This is a genomic window from Candidatus Polarisedimenticolia bacterium (assembly GCA_036004685.1).
In the GTDB taxonomy this organism is placed as follows: Bacteria; Acidobacteriota; Polarisedimenticolia; order Gp22-AA2; family AA152; genus DASYRE01.
The window spans coordinates 67,475-87,361 of sequence record DASYRE010000016.1 but is presented as its reverse complement, the minus strand read 5'-3'; the positions used below and the strand labels follow the sequence as shown (position 1 = coordinate 87,361).

Below are 19,887 nucleotides of genomic sequence, written 5' to 3'. Positions count from 1 at the left end.
TTTCCGGGGGACGAACCGCCTCCCGGGGAAACCCTTGAGTCAAGGCACGATCGTTCTGGTCGACGACAACTCCGATTCCCTGGAATCTCTGCACGGCGCGGTGGGCGAGGCCCTCGGCCGGGAGCAGGAGATCCTGGTGGCCCATTCCTCGGAGGAGGGGCTCGGCCTGCTGTACCGCATTCGGAGCGATGGGAAGTACCTGGAGATGGTGATCACCAAGCAGGGGCTGCCGGGAATCCCCGGCACCCGTTTTCTCGAAATCGTCCACAGCCAGTTCCCGGGCGTGATCAAGATCCTGGTCTCGGACCGGCCCAGCCTGGAGGAGGCGGTGTACGCCTTCAATAACGCCGGCCTCGACCGCTACATCGCCAGGCCGTGGGAGCCGGAGGATCTGAAGTTCACCGTCACCTCGCTGATCCGCCAGGCGGCAATGCGCCGGACCAACGAGCGCCTGCTCGTCGACCTTCAAAAGAAGAACGCCGAGCTGCGGGACGCGCTGCGGGAGCTGAAGGAAGCGAAGCAGGAGGTGGAAAACAGCTACCTGAGCGCCATCCAGTCACTCGCGGTGGCGCTGGAGGCCAAGGACCGGTACACCGCCGGCCACTCCCAGCGGGTCTCGCGGTTCGCCATGATGATCGCCCGCGGCCTCGACCTCCCGGCGGCGGAGGTCCGCACCATCGGCCAGATCGGCCTGCTTCACGACATCGGGAAGATCGGGATGGACGACAAGGTCCTGAACAAGCCCGGAAAGCTGACCAAGGAGGAATTCGACCTGATCAAGCAGCATCCGGTGATCGGCGCCCAGATTCTGACGCCCGTGCGCTCCCTGGAGAACCACATCTCCGGAATCCGGCATCATCACGAAAGCTGGGACGGCACCGGATACCCCGACGGACTGAAGGGGGAGGCGATTCCGCAGACGGCGCGGATCGTCTGCCTCGCCGACTCGTTCGACGCGATGACGTCCACCCGGCCCTACCGTCCGGGTCGCACGCTGCAGGAGGCGATCCAGGAGATGCGCCGGTGCGCGGGCATCCAGTTCGACGGGCGCTGCGTCGACGCCTTCATCTCCATCCTGGGACATGAGGCGGAGCCCGATCCCGCCGAATCGACCGAACCGACGGCCGCGACCGGCTGATCCGGCCATTCGTTGACACTCCCGGAACGATTCCCTATAATCCCGCCCCGCCGCGAGCGGCCGGCCTACGAGACGACCTCGCACCCTGCGGGAGGACGCCCAGGGATGCCACCCGAAAGCAGGGCGCCGTTGCCCGGGGATCTGGAGCGAGGCGGGCCCCGCATCCGCATCCTCTACACCCTCCTCATCGTCCTGCTCATCACCGGCCTGCTCCCGTTGAGCCTCGCCGCGTACAAACAGATCGCCATCTCGCGGGAGTCGCTGATCACCTCGACGCAGGAGAACCAGCTCCTGGTGGCGGCTTCGATCGCGCGCTCGCTGAGCAGCAGCCTCGAAGAGATCAAGATCCAGCTGATGAAGCAGGCGGACCTCTTCGAAGCGGTCATGCGCAAGGGAGGGCCCGAGGCGATCCGGGAAGTCCTGGCGGATCGCTCCGCCATGACGCGCTATCTGGGGAACGACCTCATCCTGCTGCGCTACCTCCCGGCGGAAGGGGGGCGTTTCGACGCCGTGCGAACGGGGTCGCGCTTTCCGGCGGAAGTGGAGGAGATGCTGGCGCGCGGCGCGGTGCGGGCGCGCGGCGGCGGAACGACGTTTTCCGATCCGTTTCCTCTCGGCGCCCAGGGGGCGCGCAGCTTCGCCGTGGCGTTCTCGACGCCCGTCGGCGGCCGGCAGGGAGGGGAAGTCCATGCGGTGCTCCAGAGCCTGATCGACGTCACGACGCTGTGGGATCGGGCCGTCGGGCCGCGGCTGCTCGGATACACCGTCTACGCCCTCGACTCCAAGGGGAACCTGTTCGCGGCGCTCGACGAGGAGGGGATCCTGGGCCGGACCGATTACCGGAAGTTCGGGATCGTGAGGAAGTTCCTGGAGAACCCGACCAAGAGCAAGGAAACCTCCGACTTCGCCCTGACGCTCGACGGCGTGCAGCGCGAGTTCCTCGCCAGCGTCGATCTCACCGAGCTGGGCTGGGGGATCTTCGTCCAGGTGGAGAGGCGCCTCGCTTATTCCTCGGTTCGGGCGATGATCCAGAGTACGATCACCTGGGCGGGAGTCGCCCTCGGCCTCGCCCTGGTCTTCTCGGTCTGGCTGGCGGCTTCGATCGCGCGGCCGATCAACCAGCTCGCGGAGACGGCGCGCGCCTTCGCGCGGGGCGATTTCGAGGTGCGCGCCAGCGTCCGCTCGCGCAACGAGATCGGCGAGCTGGCGGAGACCTACAACCGGATGTCGGATCAGATCCAGGATCACATTCAGAAGCTGCACGCGGCGGCGCAGGAGAACCAGGAGCTGTTCATGAGCACGATCAAGGCCCTCGCCGCCGCCATCGACGAGAAGGATCCCTACACGCGCGGGCACTCGGAGCGCGTCAGCAAGCTGTCGGTGCTCATCGCGCGGTCGCTGGGCCTCGGGGCGCGGGAGGTGCGCAACGTCCAGATCGGCTCGCTCCTCCACGACGTGGGGAAGATCGGCATCGACGATCGGATCCTCCGGAAGCCGAGCGTCCTCACCGACGACGAGTACCGCTACATGAAGCAGCATCCGGAGAAAGGGGCGTCGATGCTCGCCCCGATCAAGAACATGAAGGAGATCAATCCCGCCGTCCGCCATCACCACGAGCGGTGGGACGGCGGGGGCTATCCCGCCGGCCTGCGCGCCGAGGAGATTCCGCTGATCGCGCGGATCGTGAACGTCGCGGACACGTTCGACGCCATGACGACCAACCGCCCGTACCAGAAGGCGATGTCGGTCGAGCGGGCCGTGGCGCGGCTGAAGGAGCTCGCCGGCTCGGCCCACGATCCGCAGCTGGTCAACGTCGTGGTCGATCTCCACCGCCGCGGGGATCTGAAGGAATAGCCCTCCGGCGCCGTCCCCGGGAACCCCGATGACCTCGACGCCCCCCTTCCTCGCCGTCCTTTTCGATCTCGACGGCACCCTGACCACCGTCCCCAGCTTCTGGCAGCATCTGCACGAGGTCCTGGCGCTGTGGGCGGGCGACGCCGAAGTCTACCAGGAGCGGCTCCGCAGCGGCGCCATCGATTACTCCATGTTCTGCCTTCTCGACGCGGCGCGCTGGAAGGGAAAGCGCGTGCGGGAGCTCAAGAGAATCGCCGACGCGGTGACCCTGAGGCCGGGTGCCCGGGAGATTCGCGCCATTCTGAGGGATCGGGGGATGAAAGTCGGGGTGATCTCGACGGGGCTGACGCTTCTCGCGGAACGGATCCACCGGGAGCTGGACCTGGATTTCACGATCGCCAACCGGCTCGTCACGCGGCAGGGGTGCTTCACGGGAGAGGTCAAGATCAACGTGGAGCACGGCCGGAAGGACGACGCGGTCGAGCTGTTCTGCAACCAGTTCGGGATTCCGCCCGCTCGCGTCATCGCCGTAGGCGACTCGGCCGGCGACGTCTCGATGTTCCGCGCCGTCGGGTTCTCGGTGGCGTTGAATCCGGCCGATGAAGAGGCGGAGCGGGCGGCGAGCGCCGTGTGCCGCGGCGACGATTTGCGGGATCTCCTCCGCCACTTTCCGATGGATCCCGAATCGGACGGGAAGGAGGAAGTCCATTAAGGGGCGGGCCGGGAATCGGGAGGATGCGCGAAACGCGCCCGGAGCTGCACCTGGTAGCGATCCCGGGTCCGGGAGAAGAAGGAATGCACCAGGTGCGTCCGGAAATCGGGGTAGGTCCACGGCAGGTTCCGGAGAGCCCCGCGATGGTAGCGGAGGAGTAGCTCGGCATACACTCCCTGTCCGAGATAGATGTGATGCGCGTAGTTCCGCGTCGACGCCAGGACCACTTTCGAGAGGGTGACGTAGCCGGGATCGATGTTGACCAGCCGGCGGCTCCGATCGATGAGGTGCTCCCGGTACTCCCATTCCAGATCGTTGGCGAACAGCTTCACCTCCGGGAATTTCTCCACCGGGAGGAGCTCCGCGAAGGAGATCACGCGCTTGCTGAGGTTCTCCCCCATCTCCAGGTCGAATCGGTGAGCGTGGGTGAACAGGAACACCTCGCTGCGCTCCTCCACCGGGCCGTAGGCTTTCTCGATGCGGTTCTCGATCTCGGCCAGGAGGGCGAGATCACGGCCCAGGAGGGCGGTCACGAGCTTGACGGGGGGATGCGCGTGGACGGTTCCCAAGAGCAGCTCTCCTTGACGCGCCGCGTATTATCTCCGCGAGGCGGGAGCGGTTCAAGCGGACCCGCTTCCCCGGGGAGGCGGTGTTATAATGCGGCGCCCCGCGCGGCGAGCCGGCCGCGCTCAAGCACAGGAGGCCCACCATGGAGCGGTTGAGGCCAGGCGACATGATCTACAGCCCCCGGTTCGGCCGGGGAGAGGTCCTCGAGGTCGAGGGCTTCGGCGACGGCGAGAAGGTCAAGGTGCGCTTCGAGGGAGGGGAGGTGCGCCATCTCCACCCCGAGCAGTTCCAGCTCCAGAGGATCGAAGCAGAGGTCGCCGCCGGAATCCCGGTGAGCCGCGAAGCGAACGGAGCCGAGCCCGGGCCGGCGGATTCGGAGGATGAGATGATTCACGAGGAAATCAAGGGCGCGGTTCGCGAGGCGCTGAAGGAGCTGATGGGCCTGGGAGACACCGAGCTGGGCGGCCGGTGGGCGGGAGGGACCTTGATCCTCCGGCCGGGACGCGAAGGGACCAAAGAGAAGGAGATCCCCCTGGATGTCTTCTTCCACAAGATCGTGATGGTCCGCGACCAGCTGCGCGTGCTCGAGCAGAAGATCAACTCCCATCCCACGCTGACCGACGAGGAGAAGGTGGGCCTGGAGCACTACATCACGCGCTGTTACGGCAGCCTCACCACGTTCAACGTGCTCTTCGGGTCCGACGAGCCGAAGTTCGGAGCGGAAAAAGAGTAGCACGCCACGCGCCCCTCGCGCCGGGGACATTCGTTGACTTTCGCTCTGCTTTCGCCTAGCGTGAAGGCATGTCTCTCACGCGCCGGCAGCGGGACATCCTCTCCTTCATCAGCCGTTTTCTGGAAAAGCGCGGCTATGCGCCGAGTCTCAAGGAAATCGGCGCCGAATTCGGTCTCTCCTCGGCCGCGACCGTCCACAAGCACCTCGCCGCGCTGGAAGCGCGCGGCCGGATCCGGCGCAGCCGGGGACGGCGCCGTTTCGTGGAGGTGATCCCCGAGCCGGCCCCGTCGCAAGGCTTGGACCTTCCGCTGCGCGGCACGCTCGCCGCGGGCCGCGCCATCGAGGCGAGCGAAACGGCCGAGACGCTGACCGTCCCGGCGGCGATGGTGCGCCGCCGCGACGCCTACGTGCTTCGCGTGGCCGGGAATTCGATGCTCGACGAGCAGATCCGGGACGGCGACTACCTGGTGGTGGAAGCGCGCCACGAAGCCACCGACGGAGAGACGGTCGTCGCGCTCCTCGACGGCAAGGCGACCCTGAAGCGATTCTATGGGGACAAGGGGAGAGTCCGGCTGCAATCGACGCACGCGACGGGCGCGTCTCTCCTCCTCGATTCCCGCGCCGTGAGCATCGAAGGCGTCGTCACGGGGCTCCTCCGGCACCTGTGAGGGGATGAAGCGTCTCGCCGGCGGGGCAGGTTTCAGGGCTCCGATCCCGAAAAAAGGCCTAGACGCCGGACGACCCCAATCCGTTTGTGAGGATGAGCTGCCTCTCCCTTCCGGAGGGGTGGCGCCACCCGGGCGACAACCCGCGCTGAACAGGCGAGAAGGAGGGAGCAGGCGATGCGACCGGAGAAGGGCTTCACCCTGATCGAGCTTCTCATCGTCGTGGCGATCATCGGAATCATCGCCGCGATCGCCGTACCGAACCTGATCAACGCCGTCGACAAGGGAAAGCAGACCAAGACGATGGCGGACATGAAGGCGATCGCCGGCGCCATCGAGGTCTACGCGGTGGACAACAACACCTACCCGAGAGTCGCCAGCTTCACCGCCCTCGCCCAGTTCCTCCAGCCCAACTACATCAAGCTCGCGCCCGTCTCCGACGGCTGGAACCACGCCTGGGTGTTCGAGGGGGACACGACCGGCGGTCTCGGCTACACCCTGATCAGCCTCGGCAAGGACGGCGTCACCAGCGTCACGAACGGCGGCCAGACGCACGACTTCGATTGCGACATCATCTACGCCAACGGCCAGTTCTTCCAGTGGCCCGCGGGCGCCCAGACCTGAGATCCTCGGCCCTCAACTCCCCACGGCGCGTCGGCGCGGTAGGGCTCCCGCCGCGAGCCCGACTCGCCCCCGGAACTCGCCGGTAGGGATGACCTGCTGGACACAGTTCGCGTGGCCGTTGAGCGGGTACGCCGCGGCTACCCCACGAAGAGCGTTTTGGTGGTGGGGCTCCGAGGTGTGGGCAAAACGGTGTTATTGGATCGAATGAGGGAAGATGCCGAAAATGTCAACCTTCACGCTTTACGAATAGAAGCACCAGAAAACCGCTCCCTGCCCTCGATTTTGGCCCCAGAGTTGCGCCAGTCCCTATTGAGACTCTCTCGAAACCAGAAAGCCAAAGACCTTGCGCAACGGGCGCTCCGTGCTCTGGCAGGATTCGCCAGAGCCTTGAAAGTGAAGTATCAGGACATTGAGGTTGGGATTGACTTTGAGCCAGAACCCGGCCTCGCCGACAACGGTGACCTGGAGCATGACTTGCAAGCTTTACTGGAGTCCGCAGGAGTGGCCGCACAAAAGGCGGAAACCGTCTTGACGAGCTTCGTTGACGAACTGCAATACGTAGAAGAGGAGGAGCTCGCGGCTCTCATCACCGCGCTTCACCGCAATGCACAGCGACGTCTTCCGGTCATTATGATAGGCGCTGATCTGCCCCAGCTAAGAGGAAGAACAGGTCGCGCGAAATCCTATGCAGAAAGGCTGTTCGATTTTCCTGAGGTCGGTCCGCTTCGTGATGAATCGGCCAGACGCGCAATCGTCAAGCCCGCGAAGGACCAGGGTGTCGAAGTCACCACTGAGGCGTTGGACCTGATAGTGAAAGAGACTCGGGGTTATCCCTACTTCGTGCAGGAGTGGGGGAAGCATTCCTGGGATGCGGCGGATGGGTCTCGGATCACGCTGGAAGACGTTAAGAACGCATCAGAGTTGGCCATCGCCGCCCTAGACGAGAGTTTCTTTCGTGTGAGATTTGACCGATTGACCCCGGTCGGGAAGAAATACCTCCGAGCGATGGCCGAACTGGGCCCCGGCCCGCATCGGTCAGGGGACATTGCTGAAGTGTTGGGCCGCCAGGTTACCTCCCTCGGGCCAACAAGGAGCCAGTTGATCGCGAAAGGTATGATCTGGAGTCCCCACCAGGGCGATACTGCTTTCACAGTGCCCCTGTTCGACGAGTTCACGCGCCGAATCATGCCCAATGAGGACTGGAAGAAAGGCTAATCATCCAACGATTGCAGGAAGATCAAGGCGCTTTATCCTCTTTTGCAGTCGCCCAGAGGCAGTTCCAGCACCTTCGGACAATAGTGAGCCAGGAACCCCTCGGCTTTAAGACCGAGAGGTTCTTGGCGCGCTCCTTGCCTCGAGCGGCTGCCAAGACTTCGCTTAGTTGGAAGATGCTCGGTCGCGAAGGGAAAATCATTTCAATAGCCCTAACCTTCTCCCACTGGCCTGAGTAACGCTTCCGGACATCGGAATCAAACACTTCTCGAATCTCTCGCAACGGGCGGTCGAGCCTTTCCAGCTCATCTCTGGCCATATTGAGCAAAGAGCCTAGTTTCCACCACCCGTCGCAGTTTTTGCAGCGGGTTACCTTTACCTTCCAGTCGGGACTTCCAACCTCGACAGGCCCTTCCCTCACAATTCCCGCACAATTCTCAAGTATTGACGGTGCCGGAGACCGCCTTTTCTATTTCCTCGAATTCTTGGGCTTGAATACGTGGTGCCCCCGGCCGGAATTGAACCAGCGACGCATGGATTTTCAGTCCATCGCTCTACCGACTGAGCTACAGGGGCACGACGGGTAGGAAGGGATCGCCTGGCGCGAAGGGACGCATCCTAGCAGACCCTCCGAAGAGGAGTCAAGGAAAGCGGAGAGAGGGCACCGGGCCTGAGCCCGCTGCCGCGGCGACGACTTCCGTTTAGGCCCGTGCGGAGGGAGGCCGCGCCGGGCGCTCGGCAGGTCCGCGGCCGCGCCGGTCGTCGTCCTTCTCCGGCTTCGCCGCGGGGTGCATCGCCGGGGGAGAGGCCGCCTTGGCCTCGTCGCGGAGAATCCCGAGCCGCTTGCGGATCTTGATCTCGATCTCGCGGGTGAGATCGGGGTTGTCCTTCAAGAGCTGGCGGGCCGCCTCGCGTCCCTGGCCCAGGCGCGTCTCGCCGTAGGAAAGCCAGGACCCCGATTTCTCGAGAATCCCCTGCGCGACGCCGAGATCGAGGATGTCTCCTTCGCGTGAGATGCCGTGGCCGTAAAGAATGTCGAATTCGGCGATCTTGAAAGGGGGAGCCATCTTGTTCTTGACCACCTTGACGCGGGTCCGGCTGCCGATGTCGGACTCGCCTTCCTTGATGGAGCCGATCCGGCGGATGTCGATCCGAACCGAAGCGTAGAACTTCAGGGCCCGCCCTCCCGTCGTCGTCTCGGGATTCCCGAACATCACGCCGATCTTCTCGCGAATCTGGTTGATGAAGATCATCGTGGTCCGCGTCTTGGCCACCACCCCCGTGAGCTTCCGCAGCGCCTGCGACATCAGGCGCGCCTGCAGCCCGACGTGCGAATCGCCCATCTCGCCTTCCAGCTCGGCACGCGGCACGAGGGCCGCCACCGAGTCGATGACCAGCACGTCGAGGGCCCCGGAGCGCACCAGGACCTCGGCGATCTCCAGCGCCTGCTCGCCGGAGTCGGGCTGGGAGATCAGCAGGTTGTCGGTGTCGACGCCGAGCTTCTTGGCGTACTCGGGATCGATGGCGTGCTCCGCGTCGATGAAGGCGGCCATCCCCCCGGCGCGCTGGGCTTCCGCGACGACGTGCAGCGCCAGCGTGGTCTTTCCCGACGACTCCGGTCCGTAGATCTCCACGACGCGCCCGCGCGGCACCCCTCCGACGCCGAGCGCGGCGTCGACCGACAGGGAGGTGGTCGACAGGGTCGCCACGTTGGACAGGACCTCCTTCGAGCCGAGCCGCATGATGGAGCCCTTCCCGAACTGCTTCTCGATCTGGGTCAGCGCCATGTCGATGGCGCGGCCGCGTTCTTTCTGGTCCTGTGACATCGACTGATCCTTTTGGATGGAAGATTCCGTTTCGACGGGAGCAAAGGGCATCTTAAGGGGCACCTGAAGAAACTGTCAAGGCTCGCCGAGAGAGGTCGGCGGTCCGGTTCGGCCGTTGCCCGGGCGACTCGCCGCCGGGACCGGCCGGGCGCGCCGGAAGAGGGCGAACGTTCAAAGTTCGCGCCAAGGCCGGCGCGCAGGCGCGACGCGGCGCCGGAGCTTCCGATTTTCCCTACGGTAGCCTGCCCCGGCAGGTCTTTTCCGGCGAGACCCCCGTCGGGTAAAACGGCCCCAAGGAGTGTCCATCGTTGGACAGATCTGAACACTTGCGGTCGAAGCCGCCGTGGTCGCAGGAGCCTAAGAATCATGGGGATAGCGCGGAAAGAATTCTTGACTTTGCGGGAGTCGGCTCATATATTGAGCGAGTCAGCCGGATCGTTTCACCAAGAGAGGGTCCCCTAACCTATGCCACCTCAAAGACTTTCTGCCGCCGCCATTTTTCTGCTCCTCACCTCCCTTGCTTGCGCCTCCGCCCCGGTCAAATCGACCCTGAACCAATCCCCGGCGACCCCCTCCAAGGCCCCGGTAGCCCGGGCTGACGAAGTGGGCGAACCCGAAGCCAAGGATTCCGAGAAGGCGGCCTCCCCCCTTCCTTCTCCGACGGAGGAGTCGGCGGTCGAGGTCGGCGTGGAGATGGCCACTCCCGGTGTGGCGAAGTCCCAGAAGGTCATCGAGACGATGCAGGAGCTCTATACCTCCGGCCTCGATGCCCACAAAGCGGGGCGCTACGATGAGGCGCGGGACTATTTCGACAAGGCGGTGGAGACGGCGCTGAATTCCGACGTCGAGATCGACACCGATGCCGCCCTGAAGTCGGCCTACGAGGACCTGCTCGAGAACATCGACTCCCTCGAGGGCGACGTCTACCAGGACGGGACCGACAAGGGGGAGGAGCCGCCGAAGGAAGAGCTGCGCGACATCACCACCTACCTCTCTCCGGAGGAAGCGGAGAAGGAGCGGCAGAAAGTGCAGACTGCGGCCGAGGCGGTCTCCTACAACATCCCGCTGGAGCTGAACGACAAGGTTCTCACCTTCATCGAGGCGTTCCAGACCCGCATGCGCGCTCCCTTCGAAGGGGGGCTGCGCCGCTCGGGCCTCTACCTGCGGATGATCAAGAAGATATTCCAGGAAGAAGGCGTGCCGACCGATCTCGCCTACATGGCTCACCAGGAGAGCGCCTTCAAGACGAGCGCCTACTCGCGGGCGAAAGCCAAGGGGCTCTGGCAGTTCATCGCCCCCACCGCCCGCAAGTACGGGCTTAAGCGGGACGAGTGGGTCGACGAGCGCTCCGATCCGGAGAAGGCGACCCGGGCGGCCGCGGCGTATCTGAAGGACCTCTACGCCCTGTTCGGGGACTGGCACCTTGCGATGGCGGCCTACAACGCCGGCGAAGGGAAGATCATGCGCACCATGAAGCGCACCGGCACGGACAATTTCTGGTCGCTGGCGCAGCACCGGCGCGCCCTGCGGACCGAGACGAAGAACTACGTTCCCGCCATCCTCGCCTCGATGGTCATCGACAAGGCTCCGGAGGAGTACGGCTTCTTCGTGGAGCCCGAGGACGAGCTGTCCTATGACTGGGTCACCGTCGATTCGCCGACCGACCTGAAGGTCGTCGCCGAATGCGCGGGCGCCCCGGTCGAGACGATCCGGATGCTCAATCCGGAGCTGCGGACGATGGCGACGCCGCCCTACGCGGCGGGCTACTCGCTGCGGGTTCCGACCGGGACGTCCAATGATTTCATCGCCAAGTACGCCGCGGTGCCCCGGGAGGACCGGCTGCGTTGGACGCAGCACACGGTGCGGCGCGGCGAGACGGTGTCGATCATCGCGCGGCGCTACGGCGTGACCGTCGGCTCCATCCTGACGGCCAATTCGCTGCGCAGCGGGCATCGCGTGAAGGTGGGCCGGAGCTTGATCATTCCGACCTCGGGTTACGCTCCGGCGCAGGTCTCGCGCGTCGAGATGGACGAGCAGGCTCCGACGTACGACCGCGGCGAGAAGGTGATCCACCGGGTCCGCCGCGGGGAGACGCTGCAGAAGATCGCCGTGAAGTACCGCACGACGATCGGCAGCGTCCGGCAGTGGAACCGGCTCCCGGGCTCGACGATCCGTCCGGGGCAGCGTCTGGCCGTCTTTTACGCGACGCGGGCCGACGCCGCCGCCTCCGATTCGGGATCCTCCGATTCCTCCGGCTCCTCCGCCGCCGGCGCCGAGGCCACGGGAGTATACCGGGTGCGGTCGGGTGACACGCTCTACAGCATCGCCCAGCGCTTCAACATGACGGTGCAGCAGCTTCGCTCGGTCAACAATCTGGCGCGAAAAAGAGTCATCAAGCCGGGCGATCGCCTGCGGGTGGTGGCGCCGGATCGCCCCGAGACGGCCACCTCGGAGGCCGGGGGGCAGTCCTCCAGCAGCGCCATCCGCTATCGGGTCGTCCCGGGCGACACGCTGGAGCGCATCGCCACGCGGCATCAGGTCAGAATCGACGATCTGGTGCGCCTGAACAATCTCGGGTCGGCGAACGATCTCGTCGCGGGCATGGTCCTGACGATTCGATCCGAATAGCGCCGAGCCAAGGCGCGGGGTGGGCGCTTCCGGCGCTCCGTCGCGCTTGACAAGCGGGCCGCCGGAAAGCTAGGATGCGCGCGACTTCCCCCCAAGGGAGCGCGCTGGAGAGCCGCGGGAACCGCCCACGGCTCTCCTTTTTTTTGCCCGGGCGGGCGGAGCGGCGATGCTGGCCCGGATCCTGGCGGCGGCGATTCACGGGATCGAGGCGATCCCGATCTCGGTCGAAGTCGACATGGCGGGCGGCCTTCCGGCGCTCAACGTCGTGGGCCTGCCGGACGCCGCCGTCCGCGAGAGCCGTGACCGGGTGCGCTCGGCCATCCAGAACAGCGGCTTCTCCTTCCCCGCCCGCCGCATTACCGTCAACCTCGCTCCCGGTCACCTCAAGAAGCAGGGAACGGGCCTCGACCTTCCCGTCGCGGTCGGCATCCTGATCACCTCCGGAGTCGTTCCGGCCGGCGCCGCGGAGGGGCTCCTGCTGGCCGGGGAGCTGTCGCTCGACGGCCTCCTGCGCGGGGTCCACGGCGCCCTGTCGCTGGCCATCGCGGCGCGGAATCACGGCTGCCGCGGGGTGGTGCTGCCGCAGGCGAGCGCCATCGAGGCTTCGGCGGTCGACGGAATCGGCGTGTTCCCCGGGAGAAGCCTCCTCGAGGTCGTGTCGTTTCTGCGCGGTGAGGCCGATATCGCCGCGCTGCCCCCCTTGCCCGAAGAGCCGCCCGCGGCGGGAGCGGGGGAGACCGACGATTTTTCGGAGGTCTCGGGTCAGGCTGCGGCGCGGCGGGCCCTCGAGATCGCCGCCGCCGGCGGTCACAACGTCCTGCTGGTGGGGCCTCCCGGAGCCGGGAAGACGATGCTCGCGCGCCGCATCCCCGGCATCCTTCCGCCGCTCGATCGCGAGGAGGCGGTCGAAATCACCCGGATCTACAGCGCCGCGGGTCTCGGCGCGCCCGAAGGCTTGATCCGCCGGCGCCCCTTCCGCGCGCCGCACCACTCGATCAGCGGGGTGGGGCTGGCGGGCGGCGGCATGACGCCGCGGCCCGGGGAAGTCTCCCTGGCCCACCGGGGGGTGCTGTTCCTGGACGAGCTGCCGGAGTTCCGCCGCGGAACGCTCGAAGTGCTCCGCCAGCCGATGGAAGAAGGGCGCGTCGTGATCATGCGCTCGATGCAGGCCATGATCTTTCCCGCCCGCTTCGTCCTGGTCGCCGCGATGAACCCGTGCCCCTGCGGCCAGCTGGGGAATCCCGGCCGCGACTGTGCCTGCACCCCCATCGCGGTGCGTAACTACGCCGCCCGGATCTCCGGGCCGCTGCTCGATCGCTTCGACATCCATCTGGAAGTGCCGCGGGTGCCCGTCAAGGATCTGGAAGCGGAGGCGGAAGGGGAACGCTCCGAGGCCATTCGGGCACGCGTCGAAGCAGCTCGCCTTCGCCAGCACCATCGGCTGCGGCGCCACGGCATCAGGACGAACGCCGAGATAAGCCCCGCGCTCCTGCGCGAGACCTGCCGTCCGGACGGCGCCGGCCGGCAGCTTCTGTCGGCGGCGACCGAGCGGCTCCGCCTCTCGGTGAGGGCGCACCATCGGATTCTCAAAGTGGCGCGGACCCTGGCCGACCTGCAAGGGGAGGAGCGCATTCTGGTCGCCCATCTCGCCGAGGCGATCCAGTATCGATCGCTTGATCCCCCTTCTTCGCTTCCCGACGTCGCTTCTGGCGAGGAAGGCGCGGGTCGTCGCGGCGGATCCTGAACCGTGCCCAAGAGGTTATGAACCCCGGCCGAGGCAAATCATCCTGTGTTTTCCCCGAGCCGGCTCTCGAGCTCCGCAAGGAACGGGGCTTGCCCGGGATGGATCCTCCGCTTCGCTTCGTCGAGGCTGAAGAAGGCCGCACGGTCGATCTCGGGAAACTCCGCCTGCTTTCCGGAATGGGGCGGCCATTCGATCGAGAAGGTGTTGCTCCGGACCGCTTCGGGATCGAGGTCGCCCTCGAGAAGCCAGGCGAGGACGACCTTGCCGCTCTTCAGCTTCACCGGCGCAAGGGCTACGAATTCCCCCTGGATGACAACCCCGGTTTCCTCCTCGAACTCCCTCCGGGCCGCCCGCAGAGGGTCCGACTCATCGCTCTCCTCCACCTCCCCCTTGGGGATGCTCCAGGCGCCGAGATCCTTCTTCGCCCAGAACGGCCCTCCGGGGTGGACCAGGAAGACCTCGATTCCGTCCCCGCGATAGCGGTAAAGAAGGATCCCGGCGCTTTTCCTGGGCTTGCGTGCCATGGTTAAACCCTAGCATCACTCCGTTACGATTCCCGCCATCGTAATTTCCCCGGCCCCGCTCGCCTTCCTCAGTTTCCCGCCACGACGTGGGCGATTCCGCCGGCGATGAAGGTGAGAAGAGCCGTCCCGCGTTGCGCTCCTGTCGTAAGCCGCATACCGCCTCACTGAAGAAGATGGCTCGATTCGTCGCTTGAGACCTTTCATGGGATGAAAAAGCGCTTCGGACTTGAATGTTCCTGGATTATTTGAGCCGGCGATGACGGAAGAGCAAGCCGGGAGATGGGTCTCAGGAGGGTGGAGCGCGGGCGCGGGTCGCGCGTAGTAGAATCCCGCTTCCGAAAGGAGGCGGGAGGAGGCTTGGCGGAGACGAGGACCTGGAGAAGAAGGCTAGGGACTCTCGCCGAGATTCTCCTGGCGCTCGGGCTTCCGACCGATTACCTCGCCGCCTCGATCCTGCCCCCTTTTCCGTCCGTCCCTAATCAGCAGCCCTCGGTGAAAGCTCTGGCCGCCTTCTTGACGCTGTCTTCGCTGCTGTTTCTCGCGCTGCTCGCCATCCTCCAGCGCATCCAGGGGGAGTCTCTCTTCGGCTTCCTCGGGCCGGGCTCCCGGCTGGGCCGCGAAGCGCTGCGAGGATTGCTTTGTGTCCCGGCGATCTTTGCCGCCGCTTATCTTCTGAAGTCTTTCTTCCGGCACGCCACGCCCATGCTCTACAGCGGCGAGAAGAACGTCCTGGAAGAGATGATGCGCGGGCCCGGCGATCTGGCCCTCTTTCTCTTCGCCAGCCTCTTGGCGGGGGGGATCAAGGAGGAGTTCCAGCGCGCCTTCGTGATCCGGCGGTTCGAGGCGGGATGGGGGCCGGCCTGGGTCGGGGCGCTCCTGTACGCCGCCTGGTTCGGCTACGGCCACCTGCTGCAGGGAATCGATGAGGCGATCATCGCCGGCCTCGTCGGACTGGCGTGGGGACTGCTCTTCATCGCCCGAAAGAGCGTTGCGGCGCCTGTCGTGAGCCACGGCTTGTACGATGCCTTGGAGCTGATCCGGTATTACTTTCTCGGACCGCTGCGATACTTCTGAAGGGTCGCGTCCCGGAGAATGGCGCCGGCCTCGGAGCTTCGGGACCTCGGATGCCGGGCTGGTGGCCGAGGCGTTCGGGAATCCGGACGCCACGGCGAGAGGCGGGCGACGCGGTTGCCGGCCGGCTCGACGCGCAGGAGGAGGAAGCGCCCTGCCGGCGTGACCGGCCCGAGGCTGCGGCCGGCGCCCGCGGGCGAGCGGTGAATCAGGAGCGCCTCCAGCCACAGGGGCCAGTCGATCACCGCCTCGATTCCTTCTTCCCGGATGTAATCGGCCATCCTCGCCTCCCGCAGCGCGCGCGACGCGTCCCGATTCACCACTCCGTCGAGATTGATCACCGGATGCCGGGCGAAATAGCCGATCGTCCCGGACTGGAACGCGCCGCCCCGGCTACCGGCCGGGAGCGCTCGATCGAGGACCTGCGCCGCCTGGAGATACGACGAGACGTTCTCATAGGGCCGGTGCTTGAAGAAATGATCGGGGGCCTGATGGGCGAAGAGCAGAAGATGGACCCCCGCGGCGAGCCACGCGAGACGCGTCGCGCCGATCCGTCCGAACGGCGAAGAAGCGAGGCGTGCGAGCGCCAGGCCCGAGGCGACGGCCATCAGGAGGAACAGAGGGAAGAAATAGCGGGTGAACCACCATTGCCCGAGAACCCCCCACGCATAGGCGGGAACCCAGAAGGCGGCGCAGATCGTTCCGACGCGCAGCAGGCTACGGGCCTCGCCCTTCGAGCGGGCGAGCGGCAAGAGGTTGAGGGCGAGCAGGGCGCCGCCGCCGAAGACCAGGAGAAGGGCGCGCGGGTTGAAGAGCCGCGCGATCGAAGCGAGGTAAAGAGGCAGCGAAGCGGGGAAGAGGAGCGGCTCGGAAATCAGGATCTGGACGGCTTTGCGAAGGCTGCCGGCGTAGTAGGCCCAGGGCACCTGCTCGGGCGGGAAGAAATAGGCGGCACGCGGCCCCAGGACGAACAGGGTGCCATAACATAAAGAGAGGAAGCGCACCGCCGCGCCCGATTCCGGAAGGAGAACGCCGAAGCGGAGCCACAGGAAGAGAAGGTAAGGGGAGACGGTCACCAGGGCGATCGCGGCGGTCAGCGCCACTCGGGGGATCGTCCTTCTCAGGGCCCGGCCCACAAGCAGCTGATCGATGGCCACGGCGGCGGCGAAGAGAACGCCGTCGACCCGTGCCAGGATCGTCACTCCGAGGAGGAGTCCGAGAAGGCACAGGTCGGCCCGGCGCGGATCCTCGCGAGCCCGGCGGAGGTAGAAATCGAGAGTTGCTGCGAGCGCGAGTCCGAACAGGCCGGTCTCCAGGCCGTTTTGACCCTGCGAAAGGAAATAGGGGGCGAACGTCCAGAGGAACAGCGAGAAGAGCGCGGCGCTCACCCCGGCGCTTCGCCAGACGATCCGAAAGAGGAACACTCCGGTGGCGGCGCCCGCGACGGAGAGCAGCGTCAGGGCGAGATGGATGGGGAGGATCGCGTCGCCGCGGGTGAGAAGGTAGAAGGGGACGAGCAGGAAGGTGTACAGAGGCTGGAATCCCGAGGTGGGATGAATCCCGTCGGCGGTGGGCCCATGTCCCGCCGCGACGTGGCGCGCGATGCTGAAGCTGTAGAAGGCGTCATCGACGAGCGCGCCGCGCGAGGCGAGGTACGAGATGGGGGCCCAGGCGAGAAAAAGACGCAGAAGAAATCCGAGCGCCAGCAGGGCAAACAGGGCTCCTCGGGCGCGGCGGCTCAAGCCTGTCTCCATGACTCCTCCGAAAAAACGCGGCGCCGCATCCTATCGCGATCCGGCTGCCTCAGGGCCCCCGATCGTCCTCCGCATTCCTGGGTGTTCTCCGCCGCGGCGCTTGGCCCCCAGGCCGCCCGGAGGCCTCAGGGTGTTCCCGGCGCCGGAAGGCTCGCCGACTCGATGCATCCCGCCAGGATCCGGGCCGCCTCCCGGTTTCCCTCCGGGCTGAGATGGATGCCGTCCTCCAGAAAGTAGCGCTCCGCCGGGGGCGGAAGAAGGCGAAACGCCCAGGCCACGTCGCAAAGGGTCGCGCCCGCTTGGCGCGCCACCCGGCGGGTCGCCTCGACGTAGCTCTGATGCAGCGGGACGAGGTCGGAGAGCTTCCGGAGGTGCCGCTCGGCGAGATAGCGTGGCTCGAAGCCGGGGCGATGGCCCGAGGGAGCGGTGATCAGGATCGGCTGGGTCCCCGCCTCCCGGGAGAGACGGACCATCGATTCGAGATTGGCGACGTAGCGCGGCAGATCGACCCGGTTGGGATGCTCCTCTCCACGCGATGAAAACGCCATCCAGGCCTTGACGAGCAGCTGGGCGAGGCGCGAACGCTTGGAGAGACGCCGGAGCAGCCGGGCGCGGTGAATCTCCGCGTCGGGGGGCCCGAGCGCAATCCAATGGTCGTTCCATCCGAAGTAGATCGTCACGACCCGGGGGCGCCAGGGGAGGACGTCCCGCCGGAGCTGCGCCAGTCCCTGTTCGGTCGTCCAGCCTCCGACTCCCATTTTGACGCCGGTCGCGAGCTCGGGGCGCCGGGAGGAGAGGATTTCCAATGTCCACTTCGGGTAGCCGCCGAACTCGGTGCACGAGTCGCCCAGGAAGGCGATCGCGGGCCGTTTCCGGCGCGCCGACTCGACCACGCGGGAGTAGTCGCGAGGCACCCAGAGAAGATCGGGATCCGGGACGTACAGGTTGGCCATCGTGGCGGGGTCGGGCCAGCCGAATTGGAGTTTCGGCAGCGGCTGGTACTCGAAGCCGGCGACCCGGAGAACGGCCTCGCCGGCGAGGAGCGCCACCGCCGTTCCGGCCGCGAGCAGCGCCGGCCGAACGAGCATCGCCTTCCAGCGCTTCGTCACGGCCTTCCTCCCGGGAGATCGGCGGCGGGCGGAGCCGGTGCCGATCTCCCGGGGCTCGCGATCCGAACGAGGTAGAAGGGACCGACCTGCCGCACCTCCCCGAGGCGCCGCGCCTCGCCCGCCGGGGAGCGCCGGACGAGGAGCGCCTGGAGGATCAGGGGATAGTCGATGACCGCCTGTATCCCGGCGCCGCGGACGTACTCCGCCATCCGCTTCTCTTCGAGCGCCCGGAGCGCCGCGCCATTGACGACACCGTCCAGGTTGATGACGGTTCGATCGGAGAAATAGGAGAGCGTTCCCGATTGGAACGCCCCCGCCGTCGCTTCCGGCGGGATCGCCTCGTCGAGGATCGAGCGCATCCTCAGGAACGAGGAGACGTTGAGGTTCGGACGGTGGGTGAAGAGAGCTCCGGGGACCTGCCAGGCGAAGAGCAGGAGCTGCAGGCCGAAGGCGAGCGCGGCGTAGGAAGCGGGCCGCATCCCTCGGAACAGCGTGAGCCGTTCGCCGATCCGGCGAAAGGCGAGACCGGAGAGCGGCAGCATCAGCAGGAACAAGGGGAAGAAGTAGCGCGAGAACCACCACTGACCGAGGGCCACAAAGGCATAGGCGGGAATCCAGAGCAAAGTCGTGGGCAGGGCGATCCGCCCGTACTCCCGCAAGGGACTTTCGAGGGGAGTCGAGCGGGCGCCGAGAAAGATCAGGAGGAGGTTGGCCAGAAGGGCCAGGAAGCCGGCGGCGCCAACCGCCGCCGGCCACGTTTCGGAAATCGGGCCGAGCAGCGCGACGGGGAGGGAAGCCGGGAAGAGAAGAGGCTCGGAGGCGAGCGTCCCGGCCGCCTTCCCGAGGCTTGCGGCGTAATAGCTCCAGGGCGCCTGATCGGGAGGGAAGTAGGACAGAACCTGGGGGTTCGCTACGAACAGGGTTCCGTAGCACAGCGAGATGAACCGGGTGGCGGCGCCCGACTCCGGCAGAAACGATCCGAAGCGCGCCCGCAGGAAGACGAAATAGGGAAGCGCGAGCAGCGACGTGATCGACAGCACCGTCGCGGCGCGGGCGAAACGGCGGCGGAACGAGGAGCCCTCCCGGAGGAGATCGAGGAGCAGGACGACGGCAAGGATGATGCCGTCGACCCGCGCCAGAACCAGGCCTGCCAGGACGACTCCCAGCAGAACCAGCGGGCGGGCGCTCGCGGGGTTCCGCGCCGCGCCGAGGTGAAGGTCGAGGGCCGCGGCGAAGAACAGCCCGAAGAGGCCCGTCTCGAGCCCGTTCATCCCCTGGGTGAGAAAGTAAGGAGAGAAGCTCCAGAGGGCCAGCGAGAAGAGCGCGGCCCCGGCGCCCGCCAGGCGCCGGGTGATCCTGAAGAGAAACCATCCGGTCGCGGTCCCGGCCAGCGCTAGGAGCGTCAACGCGGAGCGCATGGGAAGGATGGGGTCGCTCTTGGAGAGGAGGTAGAAGGGCACCAGAAGGAAGGTGTATAGAGGTTGAAAGCCGGAGGTCTGATGCACGCCGTCGGCCGTGAGGCCGTGGCCGCCGGCCAGGTTACGGGCGATTCCCAGGGAATAGAAGGCGTCGTCGATGAGAGGCCCGCGGGCGGCGAGATAGGAGAAGGGGGCCCAGGCGATGAGCAGCCGGAGAAGAAGGCCCGCCCCCAGGAGCGCCGGAAGGAGGCGGTCCGTTCCCGGAGTCGGCTTCGTCGGGAGATCTTCGCCCATGCGGCCTTTCGTCG

At 66.3% G+C, this 19,887-nt stretch carries 15 protein-coding genes, 1 tRNA gene and 1 pseudogene; 10 read left to right on the top strand and 7 right to left on the bottom strand.

The annotated features are described in order from the left end of the window. The first annotated feature begins 34 nt into the window (after nucleotides 1-34). From VGR67_03955 to VGR67_03945, 3 genes are all read left to right on the top strand, one after another. Nucleotides 35-1,138 (top strand): HD domain-containing phosphohydrolase, encoded by a 1,104-nt coding sequence (locus VGR67_03955; GenBank protein HEV8335549.1) that lies wholly within the window; start codon nucleotides 35-37, stop codon nucleotides 1,136-1,138. 105 nt (nucleotides 1,139-1,243) lie between these two features. Then, nucleotides 1,244-2,992 (top strand): HD domain-containing phosphohydrolase, encoded by a 1,749-nt coding sequence (locus tag VGR67_03950; GenBank protein HEV8335548.1) that lies wholly within the window; start codon nucleotides 1,244-1,246, stop codon nucleotides 2,990-2,992. 28 nt (nucleotides 2,993-3,020) lie between these two features. Continuing rightward, nucleotides 3,021-3,704: an HAD family phosphatase gene (locus VGR67_03945; GenBank protein HEV8335547.1), complete on the top strand. Its 684-nt coding sequence runs from the start codon at nucleotides 3,021-3,023 to the stop codon at nucleotides 3,702-3,704. Here the strand turns inward: VGR67_03945 and VGR67_03940 are convergent. Next, the gene (locus VGR67_03940; protein ID HEV8335546.1) at nucleotides 3,701-4,273 is read right to left on the bottom strand and encodes a DUF4416 family protein; all 573 of its coding nucleotides are present in this window, start codon (nucleotides 4,271-4,273) and stop codon (nucleotides 3,701-3,703) included. The genes VGR67_03945 and VGR67_03940 overlap by 4 nt on opposite strands. A gap of 140 nt (nucleotides 4,274-4,413) precedes the next feature. Here VGR67_03940 and VGR67_03935 point away from each other — a divergent pair, with 140 nt between their 5' ends. The 4 genes and pseudogenes from VGR67_03935 to VGR67_03920 all read left to right on the top strand — a co-directional run bounded on the left by VGR67_03935 (nucleotide 4,414) and on the right by VGR67_03920 (nucleotide 7,508). Then, a complete protein-coding gene (locus VGR67_03935; GenBank protein ID HEV8335545.1) occupies nucleotides 4,414-5,004 on the top strand; it encodes a hypothetical protein in 591 nt (196 codons plus the stop codon). 68 nt (nucleotides 5,005-5,072) lie between these two features. Further along, nucleotides 5,073-5,672: a transcriptional repressor LexA gene (lexA, locus tag VGR67_03930; GenBank protein HEV8335544.1), complete on the top strand. Its 600-nt coding sequence runs from the start codon at nucleotides 5,073-5,075 to the stop codon at nucleotides 5,670-5,672. 174 nt (nucleotides 5,673-5,846) lie between these two features. Then, entirely contained in the window at nucleotides 5,847-6,293 is a 447-nt protein-coding gene (locus VGR67_03925) for a type II secretion system protein GspG (GenBank protein HEV8335543.1), read from the top strand. Between the two features lie 66 nt (nucleotides 6,294-6,359). Further along, nucleotides 6,360-7,508, top strand: a pseudogene (locus VGR67_03920) (ATP-binding protein). Between the two features lie 497 nt (nucleotides 7,509-8,005). Here VGR67_03920 and VGR67_03915 read toward each other — a convergent pair. Together VGR67_03915 and recA are read right to left on the bottom strand one after the other, a co-directional pair. Then, nucleotides 8,006-8,081 (bottom strand) — tRNA-Phe (locus VGR67_03915). A gap of 125 nt (nucleotides 8,082-8,206) precedes the next feature. Next, a complete protein-coding gene (gene recA / locus VGR67_03910; GenBank protein ID HEV8335542.1) occupies nucleotides 8,207-9,331 on the bottom strand; it encodes a recombinase RecA in 1,125 nt (374 codons plus the stop codon). A gap of 603 nt (nucleotides 9,332-9,934) precedes the next feature. Between recA and VGR67_03905 the strand changes: the two genes are divergently transcribed. After that, nucleotides 9,935-11,959: a LysM peptidoglycan-binding domain-containing protein gene (locus VGR67_03905; GenBank protein HEV8335541.1), complete on the top strand. Its 2,025-nt coding sequence runs from the start codon at nucleotides 9,935-9,937 to the stop codon at nucleotides 11,957-11,959. 166 nt (nucleotides 11,960-12,125) lie between these two features. Then, nucleotides 12,126-13,703, top strand: a complete 1,578-nt coding sequence (locus VGR67_03900) for a YifB family Mg chelatase-like AAA ATPase (protein HEV8335540.1) — start codon at nucleotides 12,126-12,128, stop codon at nucleotides 13,701-13,703. Nucleotides 13,704-13,741: 38 nt separating this feature from the next. Here the strand turns inward: VGR67_03900 and VGR67_03895 are convergent, their stop codons facing one another. Then, nucleotides 13,742-14,227 carry an NUDIX domain-containing protein gene (locus VGR67_03895; protein HEV8335539.1) on the bottom strand — a complete coding sequence of 162 codons (486 nt, stop codon included), beginning with the start codon at nucleotides 14,225-14,227 and terminating at the stop codon, nucleotides 13,742-13,744. Between the two features lie 357 nt (nucleotides 14,228-14,584). Between VGR67_03895 and VGR67_03890 the strand changes: the two genes are divergently transcribed. Further along, nucleotides 14,585-15,301, top strand: coding sequence for a CPBP family intramembrane glutamic endopeptidase (locus VGR67_03890; protein ID HEV8335538.1), 717 nt, complete (start codon nucleotides 14,585-14,587; stop codon nucleotides 15,299-15,301). Here the strand turns inward: VGR67_03890 and VGR67_03885 are convergent. From VGR67_03885 to VGR67_03875, 3 genes are all read right to left on the bottom strand, one after another. Further along, the gene (locus VGR67_03885; GenBank protein ID HEV8335537.1) at nucleotides 15,271-17,052 is read right to left on the bottom strand and encodes a glycosyltransferase family 39 protein; all 1,782 of its coding nucleotides are present in this window, start codon (nucleotides 17,050-17,052) and stop codon (nucleotides 15,271-15,273) included. The two genes, VGR67_03890 and VGR67_03885, sit on opposite strands and share 31 nt — an antisense overlap. Nucleotides 17,053-17,177: 125 nt before the next feature. Continuing rightward, nucleotides 17,178-18,161, bottom strand: a complete 984-nt coding sequence (locus VGR67_03880) for a GDSL-type esterase/lipase family protein (GenBank protein ID HEV8335536.1) — start codon at nucleotides 18,159-18,161, stop codon at nucleotides 17,178-17,180. Next, complete coding sequence (locus tag VGR67_03875; GenBank protein HEV8335535.1) at nucleotides 18,158-19,873, bottom strand: glycosyltransferase family 39 protein; 1,716 nt, start codon at nucleotides 19,871-19,873, stop codon at nucleotides 18,158-18,160. The genes VGR67_03880 and VGR67_03875 overlap by 4 nt, the downstream gene beginning before the upstream one ends. Nucleotides 19,874-19,887: the final 14 nt, after the last annotated feature.